The following is a 15,722-nucleotide window of genomic DNA, read 5'->3' as shown; positions in this document are numbered from 1 at the left end:
AGCCCCCGGCCGGCGCAACGGGTGGCAGCATGTCGAAGGGATGCCCTAACCTCAGTACACGCCATCGAAAGAGACCCGCACATGACCGATCTGCTCACCGACCTCGCCGTCGTCAACCACTACATCGACGGCTCGCTCGTCGAGAGCACGAGCGGGCGCACCGCCCCCGTTTACGACCCGGCCCTGGGCGTGCAGACGAAGAGGGTCGCGCTGGCGAACGGCGTTGAGATCGATGCCGCCATCTCCTCGGCGAAGGCGGCGTTCCCCGGCTGGCGAGACACCTCGCTGGCCCGCCGCCAGCAGATCCTCTTCACCTTTCGCGAGTTGCTCGCGTCTCGACGCGGCGAGCTGGCCGAGATCCTGACGTCCGAACACGGCAAGGTGCTTTCCGACGCGGCCGGCGAGATCACACGCGGGCTGGAGGTCGTGGAATGGGCCTGCGGCTTCCCGCACCTCATCAAGGGCGACTACTCCGAGAACGTCTCGACCGGCATCGACGTGTACTCCACGCGCGGGCCGCTCGGCGTCGTCGGCATCATCAGCCCCTTCAATTTTCCTGCCATGGTGCCGCTGTGGTTCTTCCCCGTCGCGATCGCCGCCGGCAACACGGTCGTGCTGAAGCCCAGCGAGAAAGACCCGAGCGCTGCCAACTGGCTCGCGGCGCTCTTCACCGAGGCCGGTCTTCCCGACGGCGTGCTCAACGTGCTGCACGGTGACAAAGAGGCGGTCGACGGCCTGCTGAACAGCCCCGACGTCAAGGCGATCTCGTTCGTCGGCTCCACCCCGATCGCGCGCTACGTCTACGAGACCGCAACGAAGAAGGGCAAGCGCGTGCAGGCCCTCGGCGGCGCGAAGAACCACATGCTGGTGCTTCCGGATGCCGACCTCGACCTCGTGGCCGATGCCTCCGTGAACGCGGGCTTCGGGTCGGCCGGCGAGCGCTGCATGGCGATCTCGGTCGTTGTCGCCGTCGAGCCCGTGGCTGACGAACTCATCGAGAAGATCACGTCCCGTGTCGCCGGTCTCGTGGTCGGAGACGGTCGCCGCGCCTGCGACATGGGCCCGCTCGTCACCGAGGTGCACCGCGACAAGGTCGCCTCGTACATCGACATCGCGACCGCCGACGGGGCCTCCGTCGTGATCGACGGCCGCGACATCCAGGTCGACGGCGCTCCTGACGGCTTCTGGCTCGGCCCGACCCTCATCGACAGGGTCGAGACGTCGTCGGTGGTCTACACCGACGAGATCTTCGGCCCGGTGCTCTCTGTCGTGCGCGTCGCCTCCTATGAGGATGGCGTCGAGCTGATCAACGCCTCGCCCTACGGCAACGGAACGGCCATCTTCACCAACGACGGGGGAGCGGCACGCCGCTTCCAGAACGAGGTCGAAGTCGGCATGATCGGCATCAACGTGCCGATCCCCGTTCCGGTGTCGTACTACTCTTTCGGCGGCTTCAAAGACTCGATCTTCGGCGACACCAAGGCCTACGGAGCCGACGGCTTCCAGTTCTTCACGCGACAGAAGGCGATCACCTCCCGCTGGCTCGACCCGTCGCACGGCGGCATCAACCTCGGCTTCCCGCAGAACTAGCCCGCCGCCCGCCGCCCGCCCGCCCCGCGCCGGCCGCCCGCCCCCCGCGCGCGGCGGGCCCCGGTTTGTGAGACACCTCCGGCCAGGTGAGACCGGCACGCCAGTCTCATTCGACCGCAGGTGTCTCACTTCGAGCTCTACCCGGGCGGTGGCGCCCGGGTACGATAGACCCTCGTGGCTCTAACTATTGCAATCGTCGGGCTGCCCAATGTGGGCAAGTCCACCCTCTTCAACGCTCTCACCAAGAACCAGGTCCTGGCGGCGAACTACCCGTTCGCCACCATCGAGCCGAACGTCGGGGTCGTGAACCTGCCCGACCCGCGCCTGGCCGTGCTCGGCGCGCTGCACGGCAGCGAGCGGCTGCTCTTTGCGCCGGTGTCGTTCGTCGACATCGCGGGCATCGTCAAGGGGGCGAGCGAGGGCGAGGGGCTCGGCAACAAGTTCCTGGCGAACATCCGTGAAGCCGATGCCATCGCGCAGGTCGTGCGCGGGTTCAGCGACCCCGACGTCGTGCACGTCGACGGAAAAGTGGATGCCGCGAGCGATCTCGAGACGATCAACACCGAGCTCATCCTGGCTGACCTGCAGACCCTCGAGAAGGCGATCGCGCGCTACGAGAAAGAGGTGAAGACCAAGCGGATCGAGCCCGCCGTGCTGGCGGCCGCTCTCGAAGCGCGCGGCATCCTCGACTCGGGCGCCCCGCTCTCGAATGCACCGAAGTTCGACATCACGCCGATCGCCGAGCTGGGTCTTCTCACCGCCAAGCCTTTCATCTACGTCTTCAACGTCGACGAGGGGGTACTCGGGGATGCTTCGGCTCTCGCCTCGCTCGCGGCACTCGTCGCTCCCGCCCAGGCCATCTTCCTCGACGCAAAGCTCGAGTCGGAGCTCATCGACCTCGACCCCGAAGACGCGGCAGAACTGCTCGCGTCAACCGGCCAGGAGGAGTCGGGCCTCGACCAGCTCGCCCGCATCGGATTCGACACCCTCGGCCTGCAGACCTACCTCACAGCCGGCCCGAAGGAGACCCGCGCCTGGACGATCGGAAAAGGCTGGACGGCCCCGCAGGCGGCCGGTGTCATCCACACCGACTTTCAGAAGGGCTTCATCAAGGCCGAGATCGTCTCGTTCGGCGACCTCATCGAAGCCGGCTCGATGGCCGAGGCCAAATCGCGCGGCAAGGTGCGCATCGAAGGCAAAGAGTACGTCATGCACGACGGCGACGTGGTCGAGTTTCGCTTCAACGTGTAGCGGCGGTTTCTTCTTTGCAGGAGGCCGAGGCCGCCGAAGCGGAACGGGCGCGATCGGCGCTGTCAGTCGGTTTGGGCTGGGCGCGGATGTGCTCGAGGTTGGCGAGCTCTGCGGGTCGCGGTGGGCGCGTCAACCGCAGGTCGCAGACGGCGCACCACCATCCTCCGCGGCGATCCGCCTCGCCGAACTGGTGGTTCTTGTGCGGGCGTAGACAGTGCGGCTCCGTCAGCGCGCTGCGTACGCGGTCGATCAATAACATCTGGTGTTCTCAGCTTTCGTTCCTCAAAAATGCTCGCAGGCGTGAGGAATCGCGGTAAGTCCCAGCATGGGGGGTTGACCTGCCGTACCTTTAGCAAGGTTGCGCTTCAGCGGCGCACATCACTACCGATCGAAAGGCCCATCATGCCCGTTCTTGCCATTGTCGGAGCCGGCCCCGGACTCGGAGCTGCCGTCGCACGCCGGTTCGCGAGCGAAGGCTTCTCGATAGCGCTCATCTCGCGGGAGCAGTCGAAGCTCGACGCGATGGCTGCTGAACTCCGGGCGGGCGGAGCGACTGCGGTCGGGTATGCCGCCGACGTGTTGGTGCCGGCGCAGCTCGAAGACGCGCTGAACCGCGCCGCGGCGGAGCTCGGGCCGGTCACGGTTCTGCAGTACAGCCCCCTCCCGTCACGGGCGTACCTGAAGCCGGTGCTCGAGCTCACCCCGGAGCTGGCCCTGGAGGCGCTGCAGTTCTCGGCCCTCGGGCTCATCCATGCAGCGCGTGCGGTGCTGCCGGGGATGCGCAGCGCGGGGGAGGGCAGCATCATCCTCATCAACGGCGGAACCTCGGTGAAGGCGCGCGCCGGCTTCGCCGGAACGTCGGTCGCGTTTCCGTCCGAGAGCGCCTACGGCCAGATGCTGCATGAAGCGCTCGAGGGGGAGGGCATCCGGGTCCGCCAGCTCGTGATCCCGGGCGGCATCCCGCAGCTTCAACTCCCCAACGGCATCGACGACGTCGCCGAGCGCATCTGGGGACTTCACTCAACCGCCGGAGAGTTCCGCACGATGCTGATTCCCCTGGAGGACGGCAGGGAGTAAAGGCACCCGCTGTGCTTCACGCGGGTCGAGTTCGGCCTAGAGTCGGAGGTGCCCGCCGGCTTGATTCCCGGGCGTTCTGCCTCATGAAAGGACCACCGATGTCATCGTTGCCCGCCGCCACAGGCCTCGCCCCAGCCCTTCGCCGCGTCGGAGGCGTGGCCGTCGCCTCGGGTTCACTGTTCGTGGCCGCCGGGGCGGGTGCCTGGTTCACCGTGACGAAACAGCTGCGCGATGAGAACATCACGGTGCCCGGCAACGCCACCCTTCTCCCGGGTAAGCGCGTGCAGGGCCCGGTCTCGGCCTACGCCGAAGCGCTCATCATCAAGAGCAACGCCGAACGGGGATCGGGCGGCCGCACGTTCGCCGACATCAGCGAAGCCCTGCGCGGTGTCGACGGGGGCAGTGAGGAGGCGGCCGCGCTGCGCAAGCAGAGCGCGGCTCTCTCGACGGGGGCTGCGCTTCGCACTTCGCTCATGACCTCGGTGCTCGCGTACGGCGTGAGTGCCTTCGCCGTCGGCCTCGGTGCCATCTTCCTGATCACGGGTACTCAACTCCGTCGTCTCGACGACTAGAGACGGCAGGGCTGTTCGGCGCTATTTTGGTGGGAGAACACCGAAGGAGGAGCGCCCATGCCGCACACCGTCGACTTCACCCACGTCTCGACGGCCGGTCTGGAGTCATCGCCGTTCGCCGAGACGCTGGCGGGGCTGCGCGCCAACGAGGCGCGGTACTTCAGCAACAAGTACGACCACTCGTTCGTGACCCTACCCGCCGACGAGGCGCCCGAACTCGTGAAGAGGGTGGCCGACATCCTGAGCCTGGAGCGCGAGCTCGTCATCGCTTCGCCTCCGCTCGAGGTCAGCGACTTCGTCGTCGAAGGGCTGCGGATGACGTACGTCTTCTACGAGTCCGGGCTCTCGATCAACGTGATGTACGCGCTCGAAGACGGCGGCAAGCGGGCGGTCGGGTTCAAGCTGGCGGAGGGGATGGATGTGCCGGACGAGCTCGAGGGCCGCTTCAAGTTCGCCCGCCAGAAGTCGAAGCTCGCGGGGGTCATCCGTGGTTCCTACTTCGTCATCAAGGGCGTGCACTGAGCCGCGGAATTGCAGCGGGTCCGCTAGCTGGAAGCGGCGGCAGCGGCGGCCCCACCCGCAAGGTGCGCGGTGAGCCGCTCGGTCGCCGTCTGCAGCACGCGGCGAGCGACCGCGAGGTCGGCCTCATCGGCGCCCTCGAACGAGACGGCGAGTGCGATCTCTGTGGGGTCGGGCAGGCGCTCCCAGAGGGACCGCCCCGCATCCGTGATGCTCAGGATGCGCTGGCGCTGGTCGGCGGAGTCGGCGACCTGCGCGACCAGGCCCTTGCGCACCAGGGTCTGGACGACACCGCTCAGCGTCGCCCGCTCGATCTTCAGCGACTGGCTGAGGTCGCGCTGCATGGTCGGACCGTTGGTGAACAGCGTGTGCAGCACGTACCACTGCGTGGGTCCGAGGTCGTGCTCGCGCAGGGTCGCCTCCATCAGGGCGCGGGATGCGAAGTAGTACTGTTTCGCCCACGCCCCGACAGAGTCGTGGTGGTCACGCGATTCGTCAGGCACCCGTCATGGTTACCACGGAATCGTGGCGTTCTCCCAGCGTGTGAACGTGTCGGTGGGTCCGTCGGGGCCGAGGAGTGCGACACGGACGACCTCACGCGAGCCGTCCTCGACCGACTCGGTGCCCGCGAAATTGTTGAGCGCGGTACTCGTGAAGCCGGGCGACACCAGGTTGACCTTGATGCCGGTGCCTTCCAGCTCGACCATCATCGCCAGCGCCATCGCGTTCATGGCGGCCTTCGATGCGGGGTAGACGGGACCGTAGATCGCTCGGTAGGCAAAGCTGGGGTCGGCGTTGGAGGCGAGCGACCCGACTCCGCTCGACACGTTGACGATGCGCGCGTCGGAGGAGAGGCGAAGCAGCGGCAGCATGGCCTGGTAGACGGCCAGGGCGCCGAAGACATTGACCTCCCACACGGCCCGGATTTCGTCGAGCGACGCCGTGCTCGCCTTCGATCGCCCGGCGTTCTCTTCGGGGGTCTGGGTGCCGCCCCCGACGTTCGAGATGCCCGCGTTGTTGACGAGCAGGTCGAGGTGCCCGAAACGTTCCCCGATCGAGGTCGCCGCAGCGGCGATGGATGCTGCGTCGGTCACATCGAGCTGGAGGGCCACGATCCCGTGGCCGAGTTCTGCCGCGGCTGTCTCACCGCGGGCGAGGTCGCGGGAGCCGAGAAGCACGGTGACGCCGCTCTCGGCGAGCTCTTTCGCGACCTGCTTTCCCACGCCCTGGTTGGCTCCGGTGACGAGGGCGATTCGTTCTGTCGACATGTGGTGCTTCCTTCTCTGAATTCGTTTGGTACCTTTCGATTATCGTCAGCTACCAAACAAAAGTCAATCAGCGGGGTGGGTCATGGCGGCCCCGTAAACTCGAGAGGGTGGCCGCAATGGCCCCCGCACCATCCCGCTCGACCCAGAGAAACGGCACCGATTGAGCCTCATCCGCATGAACGACGTCACTGTCAGCTTCGAGAGCTCACCGGTTCTTTGTGAGGTCTTCTTCCGGCTGGAGGCGCGCGACCGGGTGGGGTTGATCGGGCGCAACGGCTCGGGCAAGTCGACGATGCTGAAGCTCGCCCTCGAGCAGGTGGCTCCGGATGCCGGCACCGTCGCTCTCGAACCGGGCGTCAGGCTGGGGTACTTCTCGCAGTTCTCCGAACTGGATGGCACAGCGACCATCACCGAGGTGCTCGAGGGCCTCTTCGGCGACATCCACGCGATCGAAGACGAGTTGGCGAGCATCGACGCGGCCGTAGCGATCGCCGCGGCCGGAAGCACAGCGGATGACGCGACGGAGCTCGATCGCCTCATCACCCGCCAGGCCGAGCTCTTCGAGCAGATGGAGCACAAGGGCGGCTGGGACTACCAGCGCCGCATCGACCGCGCCCTCACGACGCTGGGCTTCGACGAGGCGCACCGCACGAGCCCGATCGACGACCTCTCCGGCGGCTGGCGCAACCGCGCCGCGCTCGCGAAGATCGTGCTCGAGGCGCCCGACGTGCTGCTGCTCGACGAGCCGACGAACTTCCTCGACGTGGCCGGGGTGGAGTGGCTCGAGAGCTGGTTCCGCGACTTCACCGGCGCTGCGATCATCGTGTCGCACGACCGGACGTTCCTCGACTCCGTGGTCACGCGCATCGTCGAGGTCGAGAACTTCCACCTGCACGAATACCCGGGGAACTTCGACGAATACGTGGTGCAGAAGCAGTTCCGGCTGAAGACGTTGGAGCAGCAGTTCGTGCACGAGTCAGAGCTGCTGGCGTTCGAGTCGGAGGGCATCTCCGACCGGCGCGAGGCGCTGAAGGCGTCGAAGCAGAACAACACTGCGACCGGCAAGAACCTCGGCAAGCAGCTCGCGAGCATCAAGAAGCAACGCGCACCCCGGCCTGTCGACCAGATCATCACCGAGATCTACGGCGGGCTGCACACGAAAGACGTGCTGTGCCGCATCGACCAGCTCGGCAAGGCCTACGGCGACAAGCTGCTGTTCGAGGGGGTGACCCTCGAGATCCGCAGGGGCAACCGCATCGCCGTGCTCGGCGCGAACGGCAGCGGAAAGAGCACCCTGTTGCGGGTGCTGATCGGCGACGAGAAGCAGGATGAGGGCTCGGTCGACTGGCCCAAGGGCGTCGGTGTCGTCTCCTACAACAGGATGCTCGACGAGCTCGATGACTCCGACACGGTCACCCACGCGGTCAACGCGCTGCCCGACAGCCTCGCCCTCACCGCGACACGCAAGTCGGTCGGCCGTTTTCTCGCGATGTTCCAGTTCAGCGAAGCCGATCTGAAGCAGCGCATCGGCAACCTCTCGGGCGGACAGCGGGCTCGCGTCGCCATGGCGCAGTGCCTGCTCTCGGGCGCATCCGTTCTGCTTCTCGACGAGCCCACGAACCACCTCGACCTGGCGAGCACGCAGGTGATGGAGCGGGCGCTGCAGCACTTTCCCGGCGCCGTGGTCGTGGTCAGCCACGACCGTTTCTTCACCGAGAAGATCGCCAACCGGTACCTGGTGTTCGGCGCCGAAGCGGGCCGCCCGGGGGAGCTCGAGCTGCGGGTCGCGTAGTAGCGTGGAACCCATGGCAACCACCACGTTCACCCTCACCCTCGACGACAAGACCTACACCGTCACCGACGACCTCGATCGGGTGCAGAAAGACATCGACGACGCCATCGCCAACGACGGTGGGCTCGTGACGATCTCGACGACCGAAGACTACGAGGCCGAGGCACCGAAGCAGATCAGCGTCACGAAGTCGAGTTCTATCAGCATCGACCCCTCCTAGGCCTCGTCCCGCGGGCTCAGTTTCGCGCGGGCGATGAGGTGCCAGGCGAGTTCATCGGTGTCCACGTTCGATGATGATCCCCGAGCGGCCGCGCTGTCCAGTGCGGGGGTGTCGGAGGGTGCCTCTAGCGTCGATCGTGTGCCGGCCAGGGGCGCGCGAGCGGTGGGGGAGGGCGCGTGGTCGACTGGCATCCGGAACGCCTGGCCCAGCCGGTCGAATGGATGCTGCAACACCCCGTTTCGCCCAGGCCCTTCGCCATCATCCGGCTGATCCGCTTTCCGGCGCAGAAAGGTACCGTGGCGGCGTGGTACCGCATCGTGACCTGGGCGGAAACGTCGGCCGATCGCGAACTCGTCGGCTGGTGCCTCAGCCATCGGGCGGCATCGGAGGCGGCGTGGGACTTCTTTCGGGCGCAGTCGTCGTGGCAGCACGCCCAGGCGGCGTCGCGCATGCACGAGCGGCCCGGTGGAGTACCGCCTCGGCCGCCGGCGCACGAGCTGTTGCTCGCGTATCGCGCCGCGCTGCGCGAGGCCGCGCTGCGCGACGCCGCGTTGCACGAAGCCGCGCTGCACGAAGCCGCGCTGCGTGGAACAGCAGAGGCGCCGCGGGCGCGTGAGCCGCGGGAGGGCGCGCTAGTTCTGCGGTGACCTGCGCGCATTCTTCTGCTGCCTCCGCTCATCCTTCTCGCGCTGGCGTTGCTCCTTCTGCTGCCGGAGTGCCTCGCGGTTGCGCCGGAGGAAGTCGGCTCGTTGCGCGCCGCCGTCATCGGTCACCGGCTTACCCCGGATGACGAAGACCAGCCCGAACACGATGACCATGATCCCCACGGGGACGGTGGTGAGCAGGGTGACTCCGCCTCGACCTCCGGGAAAGTCGAGGTGAGCGAGTGCCAGGCCGCCGATGACCAGCACGCCCACGAGCAGAATCACCGCGCCGATGACGACGAACACCCAGCCCGAATACTCCTTCGGGGCAACATCCTTACCGGCCACGCGCTCGACGCTACCCCACCCATCGAGCCGAGGGTATCGGCGTTCTGCGCAACCCCTATCGGCGCTGTCTCGAAGGGGGGAGGGTTGTCGATGTCACCGTACCGGTGGCAGCGCAACACACGAAACGATTGGTGTTCTCATGGTTGATCTGGGCGGCTTGGGCGACAAGGCGAAGGAGTTCGCGAGCAGCGACAAGGGCGAGCAGGTGAGCGACGGTGCTCTCGACAGGGCGAGCGACGCGGCCGATTCTGCAACCGGCGGAAAGTTCGACGACAAGATCGACGGCGCTCGCGATGCGGCCGACGACAAGATCGGCGACTGACCCCGCCGATACCCTCGGCGACTGATTCCGCCGACACCCGAGGCCGGGCGCGTCAGCGCAGCATCCGGTCTGCTGTGCGGAGCGACAGCGCCATCTGTGCGAGCCCCGGGTTCGCGGTGAGCGCGCTCGGGAACGTCGAGTTGTCACAGATCCAGAGGTTCGGTACGTCGTGACTGCGACCGTCGCCGTCGACGACGCCCGCGGCGGGGTCATCGCTCATGCGGCACGTTCCGAGCGTGTGGGCGGTACGGGCGAACACCTGCGTGTCCCGGGCCCCCGCCGCCTCGAGGATCCGGGTCATCGTTGCAGTCGCATGCTCATCGATCGCCTGTTCGTTCGGCCCGGGCGTGAAGGTGACGACCGCACGCGGCACGCCCCATTCATCCGTCTCGTCGGAGAGAACGAGTCGGTTGCCCTCGGCGGGCAGGCACTCCCCGTTGATACCGATGCCGGCCATGTGCCGGTACGAATCCAGCGCGTCGAGCAGCTCGGAGCCCCAGAGCCCGCCGCCACGCACAAGCGTCGTCGCGTAGGTGAGCGGCATGACGCCGAGGCTCTGCAGGAGGTACCCGCCGGCGAACGTGACGCCCTCGGGGCGCACGAAGTCTTCGCTGATGAGAGCTGAGGGGTACCCGCGGTAGCCGCGGATCTGCTCGTCGAATCGCCCCCACACCTGCACGGCGCCGTGGGCGAGGAAGTTCCGCCCGACGAGCCCGCTCGAGTTGCCGATGCCGGTGTTCAGCAGCAGCCGGGGCGTTTCGATGCCGCCGCCCGCGAGCACGAGCGTCGCGCAGCGCTGGCGCTTCTCGATACCGTTCTGCCGGTACACCACACCCGTGACCCGGCCGAGTTCGTCTCGCTCGATGCCGTGCACCATCGCATCGGCCCGGATCTCCGCTCCGGCGGCAACTGCCGCAGGCAGATACGTGAGGGCCGTGGTCGCCTTGGTGCCGTAACGCTCACCCTGGTGGATGCTGCCGAGGTTCTGGCTGGCGAGCCGCCGGCCGTGGTGCGCCTGGTCGCGCGACCGGCTCAGGATGGCCGCCGGCGCGTCGGTGGCCCGGATTCCCAGGCGCGAACATCCGAGAGCCATCAGATCGGCCGGCGCATTGCGGTCGACGGGCGGCTCGAGGTACTCGCGTTCCGTGTCCCACGGGTAGGAGCTCGGTCCTGAGACTCCGATCGTTCGCTCGACGTCGACGATGTAGCGGATCAGTTCGGCGTGGTCGATCGGCCAGTCCGCACCGACCCCTGTCTCGCTCTGCAGCCGCAGGTCCCGGATGTCGGGGCGGGGCGTGAAGGCCCCCCAGTGCAGTGTGCCGCCACCGACACCCCAGCCGCTGTTGTTCGGGCCGAAGGCGGTCGGCGCCTCACCGCCGCTCAGCCGCTCCGACATCCAGTTGATGCGCGGAGCTTCGACCTCGTCGTTGGTGAAGTCGTCGGGGTCGAGGTTGGGCCCCGCCTCGAGGGCGATGACCTTCAGGCCCCGCTCGGCGAGCCGCGCCAGAAGGGGCGCGCCGCCCGCGCCGGTGCCGACCACGACCACGTCGACGATCTCGTCGTTCGCGTACGTGCGCATGTCGCTCAGGTTCACGCGGTGTTCTCCCTGCCGGTGAGAGCACCGGGGTCAGTGTCGGTTTTCGGGTCATCGTGCCCGGAGGCGAGAGCGCCGAGGTCGTCGGGTTCCCACGGATCACGGGTGCCGGCGGCCAGCTCGACGTACCCGGCGGGCCCGGCTCCCGGACCGCTGGTCGCAAAGCCGTCGTAGCCCACGCGCGCGAGCGAGGCAGGATGCGCCAGCCAGTTGCGCACGAGGTCGTTGCGCGCATCCTCGAACCACAGCCGCAGCAGGTCGTCGCTCCACGGCGCACCCTCGATCGATTCGCCGTCGACGATCCGCGCGACCAGGGCGTTCTGCTCTGCCTCACCGGCGGGCCAGACTGCGGCGAGGGCGTCGAGCCCGAGCCGGTAGGCGGATGCATCGTCGGGAAGTCCCGCGGGCCGCCACCCGTCGCCACTGCCCGAGGCGAGCTCGGCGTCGACACGGGCGGCGAGGTCGATCCGGCGCCCCTCGGGCTGCGGAACCACTCGGTCGGCGAGTGCGCCGAGGGTGGTGAGCTGTGCGGCAGACAGCGCCCGGGGCTCGTAGTGCACGTCGTCGGCGATCGCGCGCCGCGCCAACAGCGCGCGCGCCTCGACGGGGGTGCGGTCGGAGGCGACCACACGTCCCCAGTGCGGTGGGACCGCGGGCGAGACCGACACGGTCGACTCCCACAGTTCGACGACCGCCGCCGCAACCTCTCTGGCACGCTCGTAGGGCAGCAGGTGCACGGTGTCGGGAAGCGACACGAATCGCGCCCGGGGGTACACCCGGCCGAGCAGGCCAGGTTGCGCCGAGGCGCCGAGGTCGACGTCTTCCTCGCCCGCCAACACGACGACGGGCAGGTCGATCGTGCCGACCGTCGCCGAGACGTCTTCGCGGCTGCCCTCACTGAGCCACCGACGCCAGGAGAGTGCCGACGTGCGCCGAACGAGGCCCACGGCGTTCCGCTGGTCGCTGTCACCGAGAGGTGCCGCCACATTCTGGTCGACGAATGCGCGGGCGTCGGCCTCGGAGAGCGGGCCGTCGTCGGCCCAGGAGAGCATCTGGGCGCGCTTGCCGTCGTCCATGGGCTCCGGGGTGGGTGGGGAGGGCGCGAGGAGAACGGCGCCGGCGAGCCCGAAGACGTTGGCCTGGCCTCCCAGCACGCGGGAGATCACGAGCGCCGCGACCTTGCCGCCCATGCTGTGGGCCACCAGCAGCCACGGCCCGCCGTCGGACTCGGCTTCGATCGCCTCGAGGGCGGCACCGGCCAGGGCGCCGACCGAACCGTCCGCGGCATCCGGAGCCTCGCCCTGGCCCGGCAGGTCGATGCCGACGACGCGGAACCGGTCGCCGAGCGCGGCGGCGAGCGGGGCGGCCGCCTCGGCCCCGAGGCCCAGCCCGGGGAGGAAGAAGATCGTGCCCGTCACGGAGTGACCATGCCGCCGTTGACGTTCAGCGTGGCTCCCGAGACATAGCTCGATTCGGCCGAGGCGAGAAAGACGTAGGCGGGCGCCAGCTCGGCCGGCTGCCCGGAGCGCTGGTAGATGCTCTCGTCGTCGAACGCCTTCATCTGCTCGTCGGTGACGCCGCCCGACACCTGCAGAGCGGTCCAGACAGGGCCGGGGGCGACCACATTGACGCGGATACCGCGGGGCGCGAGCTGCTGGGCGAGCCCCTTCGAGAGGTTGTTGATCGCCGCCTTCGTCGCCGCATAGTCCAGGCGGTCGGGTGCGGGCTTGTAGGCCTCCAGCGACGCCGTGTTGATGATGCTGGCACCCGCCGGAAGGTGCGCGAGGGCGGCCTTGGTCACCCAGAAGTTCGCGAAGACATTGGTTCGGAACGTCAGCTCGAACTGCTCGTCGGAGAGGTCCTCGATCTGCTCGACGGCGACCTGCTTGCCGGCGTTGTTGACGAGGATGTCGAGACCGCCGAGCACGCCCACGGCCTCGTCGACGATCGCACGGCAGCGCGCGGCGTCGGTGATGTCGGCGGCGATCGCGTGGCCCTTCGTGCCGGCCGTCTCGATGAGGCGGAGGATGTGCGCCGCATCCTCCTCCTCGCCGGGAAGATGCACGATGACGACGTCGGACCCCTCGCGGGCGAAGGCGATCGCGGTCGCTCCGCCGATGCCGGAGTCGCCGCCGGTGATCAGCGCCCTGCGGCCGGTGAGACGCCCGGTGCCGCGGTAGGTCTCTTCGCCGAGGTCGGGAACGGGGGTCATCTCCGCCTGAACGCCGGGTACGCTCTGGTGCTGCACGGGCGGCTCGACGCGACTGTAGCGTTCGACCGGGTTCTCGAAGGTGTACTGATCGCGTGACGTCATGTGATCCACCCTAGATTCCGGGTGGTCTGGTGTTCGGGGCCTTGCACGTGCGGCGAATTGTGTTAGTCGCTGACGGGGGAACCCGTTGCGCGCCGCCCCGTGCGACGGTCAGGGGGTGCTGTCGCCCGGCTCGGGCTTCTGCGCGGGCTCGAGCACGTAGACCTCCGGTGGGGCGACGGATGCTGCGGGGCCGGCATCCGGGAGCCTCGCCGCCAGGGCGCCCGAGGTCGCTTGGACGGAGGCGCCGCTGGGGAGGCCCCACCGGGTGAGCGGCAGGAAGCCGTCGATCGCCTCGTCTTCGAGCTCTTCGTCGGTGAACGCCTTGCGCGCGTTCTTCTTCACGCGCAGGGCCGCGCGCATCCGTTCCTGCGGGTCGTCGGAGTTGAGTCGACGGTATTCCCGGCGCGCGCCGAGCCCGAGCGCGATGAAGCCGATCAGCGCGAAGAACAGCCACTGCAGGGCATATGAGTAGTGCGTGCCGACATCCAGCACGGGCATGGTGCTCTGGATCGGAGCGAGCCCGGGCGCCGCGGGCGGCGACTGGCTCTCGAGCACTCCGTACGCCCCGGTGTAGAGGTCGAGGCCCGTCTGCTGCTGGAGGCGTGGCAGCGTCACCGACTGGATCTGGCCGCCGTTCGCCGTGCCGGAACCGAGGGGAGCCTCGCTCGGTCTCAGCTGCACCACGACGTTCACAGAGCCTGCGGCCGGGGCAGGAATCGGGCCGGGAAGAAGGGCGTCGCCGGTCGAGGGGGCGACCCAACCGCGGTCGATGAGAAAGGTGGAGCCGTCGGCCAGCTGCAGGGGGGTGACGACCTCGAAACCGTTCTCTCCGCCGTTGGAGCGGTTGCGCACGACGAGATCGCTCGCCGTGCTGTAGACGCCGGTGACGCTGACCCGCTGCCAGTTCTGGCCGGCGTCGTACGACGACAGAGCCGGAAGCGCCGAGGCAATCGGTATGGCGGCGGCGGCGAAGTTCGTCGCAACGACGCTGTTCTCGGCGGAGGCCTCCTGCCCGCGGTCGAACTGCCACTGGGAGAGGAGAACGCAGACGACCGCGAACAGCACGGCTGCGGCGATGAACCCGATCCACCGCCGGGTGCGCAGGAACTGGCGGCCGACCATCCCCTCGGTGACGGTGTCGTAGACCGCGACGGTGCCGCCCGGCCGAGCGGCCGGCCTCGCCAGCCCACCGGCGCGCCGCAGCTCCAGCTCGGCCCGTCGTTCGTCGAGGGGGGATCCAGTGCGCGTCTCCACGCCTTCAGAATACGCTTCCCCGGCGCTCGGGCAGCGGCGGGCTCGGGGGCGGTGGTGCCTCAGCCCCAGAAGGCCCGCACGGCGTCGGCGACCGCTGAGGCCTGCCGGCGCCCGGCCCGGGCGGAGGCGCGGGCGGTGCTCTGCAGGAGCGGGTTCGTGCCGAAGGCCGCCGTCCTCTCGTCGTCGGCCTGCACGATGAAGACGTCGCTGGCGCCCCGCAGGGTGTCGACGGTGCCGGGCAGGGTCGGGCCGAGGCCGCTCACCGGCGCCTCGACCGAGCACGCGATCACCAGGATCGCCTGGCAGTCGGCGGCGACGTCGGCGTTCGTGGCCGAGCGCATCCCGCCGTCCATGTACGGATGACCGTTGATCGTGAGGGGCTTGAAGACGCCCGGCACGGCGCAACTGGCGGCGACCGCGCTCGTGAGCTCGACATCCAGGTCGCGGGTGAAGACGGTGAAGCGGCCGGTCTCCGCGTCGACGGCGGTGATGCGCAGCTCGACGTCGGGCCACTGGGTGCGCGGCAGCAGAGGGCGGATTCGGGCGAGGCTCTCCCTGTCGTCGGAGCGCTGGTAGTCCTCGAGGGCCAGTTCGCCGATACTGCGCCGCGCGGCGTCTTCGCCCTCGGTGCTGGCGAAGCCGGCCATGATGGCCTTCACCGTTCGGGAGAGGTCGCGGTCACCGGGGCCCCCCGGTGCGGGATCGAGGGCACCGCTGTCTGCCAGCAGCGCATCATAGCTCGCGCCGAGCGAACCCGCCAGCAGGCCGACGCCCACAACGGAGCCCGCCGAGGTGCCGACGACCACGTCTGCCCGCTGCAGGTCGATGCCCAGCTCCAGCAGCCCGGAGACCAGGCCGGTCTCCCAGGCAATGCCGGCGACGCCGCCTCCGCCCAGAACAATGGCGCGGCGGGTGCCGCTTCGGTCGGTCGGCAGGTCTTCGTCGCTCATGATCGAC

The 15,722-nt window shown here is 68.6% G+C and carries 18 protein-coding genes; 9 read left to right on the top strand and 9 right to left on the bottom strand.

What is annotated here, in order from left to right:
- Positions 1 to 81 precede the first annotated feature (81 nt).
- The 5 genes from B7R24_RS10600 to B7R24_RS10580 all read left to right on the top strand — a co-directional run bounded on the left by B7R24_RS10600 (position 82) and on the right by B7R24_RS10580 (position 5,012).
- Entirely contained in the window at positions 82 to 1,590 is a 1,509-nt protein-coding gene (locus B7R24_RS10600) for a CoA-acylating methylmalonate-semialdehyde dehydrogenase (RefSeq protein ID WP_116418927.1), read from the top strand.
- Between the two features lie 174 nt (positions 1,591 to 1,764).
- Positions 1,765 to 2,841, top strand: a complete 1,077-nt coding sequence (ychF, locus tag B7R24_RS10595; protein WP_116418926.1) for a redox-regulated ATPase YchF — start codon at positions 1,765 to 1,767, stop codon at positions 2,839 to 2,841.
- Positions 2,842 to 3,243: 402 nt separating this feature from the next.
- Positions 3,244 to 3,918 (top strand): SDR family NAD(P)-dependent oxidoreductase, encoded by a 675-nt coding sequence (locus B7R24_RS10590; protein ID WP_116418925.1) that lies wholly within the window; start codon positions 3,244 to 3,246, stop codon positions 3,916 to 3,918.
- 98 nt (positions 3,919 to 4,016) lie between these two features.
- Positions 4,017 to 4,490, top strand: coding sequence for a hypothetical protein (locus B7R24_RS10585; protein WP_116418924.1), 474 nt, complete (start codon positions 4,017 to 4,019; stop codon positions 4,488 to 4,490).
- A 57-nt stretch (positions 4,491 to 4,547) separates the two neighbouring features.
- Positions 4,548 to 5,012 (top strand): phage tail protein, encoded by a 465-nt coding sequence (locus tag B7R24_RS10580; protein ID WP_116418923.1) that lies wholly within the window; start codon positions 4,548 to 4,550, stop codon positions 5,010 to 5,012.
- A gap of 23 nt (positions 5,013 to 5,035) precedes the next feature.
- Here B7R24_RS10580 and B7R24_RS10575 read toward each other — a convergent pair whose 3' ends face one another.
- Together B7R24_RS10575 and B7R24_RS10570 are read right to left on the bottom strand one after the other, a co-directional pair.
- The gene (locus tag B7R24_RS10575) at positions 5,036 to 5,512 is read right to left on the bottom strand and encodes a MarR family winged helix-turn-helix transcriptional regulator (RefSeq protein ID WP_253259406.1); all 477 of its coding nucleotides are present in this window, start codon (positions 5,510 to 5,512) and stop codon (positions 5,036 to 5,038) included.
- Between the two features lie 9 nt (positions 5,513 to 5,521).
- Entirely contained in the window at positions 5,522 to 6,277 is a 756-nt protein-coding gene (locus B7R24_RS10570) for an SDR family NAD(P)-dependent oxidoreductase (protein ID WP_116418922.1), read from the bottom strand.
- 175 nt (positions 6,278 to 6,452) lie between these two features.
- On the opposite strand from B7R24_RS10570, the gene B7R24_RS10565 reads away from it, so the two are divergent.
- Positions 6,453 to 8,069, top strand: coding sequence for an ABC-F family ATP-binding cassette domain-containing protein (locus B7R24_RS10565; RefSeq protein ID WP_253259405.1), 1,617 nt, complete (start codon positions 6,453 to 6,455; stop codon positions 8,067 to 8,069).
- Between the two features lie 13 nt (positions 8,070 to 8,082).
- Complete coding sequence (locus tag B7R24_RS10560) at positions 8,083 to 8,289, top strand: hypothetical protein (protein ID WP_116418920.1); 207 nt, start codon at positions 8,083 to 8,085, stop codon at positions 8,287 to 8,289.
- Here the strand turns inward: B7R24_RS10560 and B7R24_RS10555 are convergent.
- Positions 8,286 to 8,480: a hypothetical protein gene (locus B7R24_RS10555; RefSeq protein WP_116418919.1), complete on the bottom strand. Its 195-nt coding sequence runs from the start codon at positions 8,478 to 8,480 to the stop codon at positions 8,286 to 8,288. The two genes, B7R24_RS10560 and B7R24_RS10555, sit on opposite strands and share 4 nt — an antisense overlap.
- Between B7R24_RS10555 and B7R24_RS10550 the strand changes: the two genes are divergently transcribed.
- Positions 8,466 to 8,936 (top strand): hypothetical protein, encoded by a 471-nt coding sequence (locus B7R24_RS10550; protein ID WP_147304016.1) that lies wholly within the window; start codon positions 8,466 to 8,468, stop codon positions 8,934 to 8,936. The genes B7R24_RS10555 and B7R24_RS10550 overlap by 15 nt on opposite strands.
- Here B7R24_RS10550 and B7R24_RS10545 read toward each other — a convergent pair.
- Positions 8,922 to 9,281, bottom strand: a complete 360-nt coding sequence (locus B7R24_RS10545) for a hypothetical protein (protein WP_116418917.1) — start codon at positions 9,279 to 9,281, stop codon at positions 8,922 to 8,924. The two genes, B7R24_RS10550 and B7R24_RS10545, sit on opposite strands and share 15 nt — an antisense overlap.
- A 139-nt stretch (positions 9,282 to 9,420) precedes the next feature.
- On the opposite strand from B7R24_RS10545, the gene B7R24_RS10540 reads away from it, so the two are divergent.
- Positions 9,421 to 9,603 (top strand): antitoxin, encoded by a 183-nt coding sequence (locus B7R24_RS10540; protein WP_116418916.1) that lies wholly within the window; start codon positions 9,421 to 9,423, stop codon positions 9,601 to 9,603.
- A 52-nt stretch (positions 9,604 to 9,655) separates the two neighbouring features.
- Here the strand turns inward: B7R24_RS10540 and B7R24_RS10535 are convergent, their stop codons facing one another.
- From B7R24_RS10535 to B7R24_RS10515, 5 genes are all read right to left on the bottom strand, one after another.
- Positions 9,656 to 11,197, bottom strand: a complete 1,542-nt coding sequence (locus B7R24_RS10535) for a GMC oxidoreductase (RefSeq protein WP_253259404.1) — start codon at positions 11,195 to 11,197, stop codon at positions 9,656 to 9,658.
- Complete coding sequence (locus B7R24_RS10530) at positions 11,194 to 12,615, bottom strand: alpha/beta hydrolase (protein WP_116418915.1); 1,422 nt, start codon at positions 12,613 to 12,615, stop codon at positions 11,194 to 11,196. The genes B7R24_RS10535 and B7R24_RS10530 overlap by 4 nt, the downstream gene beginning before the upstream one ends.
- The gene (locus B7R24_RS10525; protein WP_116418914.1) at positions 12,612 to 13,511 is read right to left on the bottom strand and encodes an SDR family oxidoreductase; all 900 of its coding nucleotides are present in this window, start codon (positions 13,509 to 13,511) and stop codon (positions 12,612 to 12,614) included. The genes B7R24_RS10530 and B7R24_RS10525 overlap by 4 nt, the downstream gene beginning before the upstream one ends.
- A 108-nt stretch (positions 13,512 to 13,619) precedes the next feature.
- Positions 13,620 to 14,765 carry an SURF1 family cytochrome oxidase biogenesis protein gene (locus B7R24_RS10520; protein ID WP_116418913.1) on the bottom strand — a complete coding sequence of 382 codons (1,146 nt, stop codon included), beginning with the start codon at positions 14,763 to 14,765 and terminating at the stop codon, positions 13,620 to 13,622.
- 59 nt (positions 14,766 to 14,824) lie between these two features.
- Positions 14,825 to 15,715: a patatin-like phospholipase family protein gene (locus B7R24_RS10515; RefSeq protein WP_116418997.1), complete on the bottom strand. Its 891-nt coding sequence runs from the start codon at positions 15,713 to 15,715 to the stop codon at positions 14,825 to 14,827.
- Positions 15,716 to 15,722 lie beyond the last annotated feature (7 nt).

Source organism: Subtercola boreus (assembly GCF_003399645.1).
Classification (GTDB): domain Bacteria; phylum Actinomycetota; class Actinomycetes; order Actinomycetales; family Microbacteriaceae; genus Subtercola; species Subtercola boreus_A.
This window is presented reverse-complemented; position numbering and strand designations above follow the sequence as displayed.

Coding starts and splice junctions, on each gene's coding strand:
- B7R24_RS10585 (WP_116418924.1), top strand. CDS start 4,017: ATGTCATCGTTGCCCGCCGCCACAGGCCTCGCCCCAGCCCTTCGCCGC.
- B7R24_RS10565 (WP_253259405.1), top strand. CDS start 6,453: ATGAACGACGTCACTGTCAGCTTCGAGAGCTCACCGGTTCTTTGTGAG.
- B7R24_RS10600 (WP_116418927.1), top strand. CDS start 82: ATGACCGATCTGCTCACCGACCTCGCCGTCGTCAACCACTACATCGAC.
- B7R24_RS10580 (WP_116418923.1), top strand. CDS start 4,548: ATGCCGCACACCGTCGACTTCACCCACGTCTCGACGGCCGGTCTGGAG.
- B7R24_RS10515 (WP_116418997.1), bottom strand. CDS start 15,715: ATGAGCGACGAAGACCTGCCGACCGACCGAAGCGGCACCCGCCGCGCC.
- B7R24_RS10590 (WP_116418925.1), top strand. CDS start 3,244: ATGCCCGTTCTTGCCATTGTCGGAGCCGGCCCCGGACTCGGAGCTGCC.
- B7R24_RS10525 (WP_116418914.1), bottom strand. CDS start 13,511: ATGACGTCACGCGATCAGTACACCTTCGAGAACCCGGTCGAACGCTAC.
- B7R24_RS10560 (WP_116418920.1), top strand. CDS start 8,083: ATGGCAACCACCACGTTCACCCTCACCCTCGACGACAAGACCTACACC.
- B7R24_RS10555 (WP_116418919.1), bottom strand. CDS start 8,480: ATGCCAGTCGACCACGCGCCCTCCCCCACCGCTCGCGCGCCCCTGGCC.
- B7R24_RS10540 (WP_116418916.1), top strand. CDS start 9,421: ATGGTTGATCTGGGCGGCTTGGGCGACAAGGCGAAGGAGTTCGCGAGC.
- B7R24_RS10570 (WP_116418922.1), bottom strand. CDS start 6,277: ATGTCGACAGAACGAATCGCCCTCGTCACCGGAGCCAACCAGGGCGTG.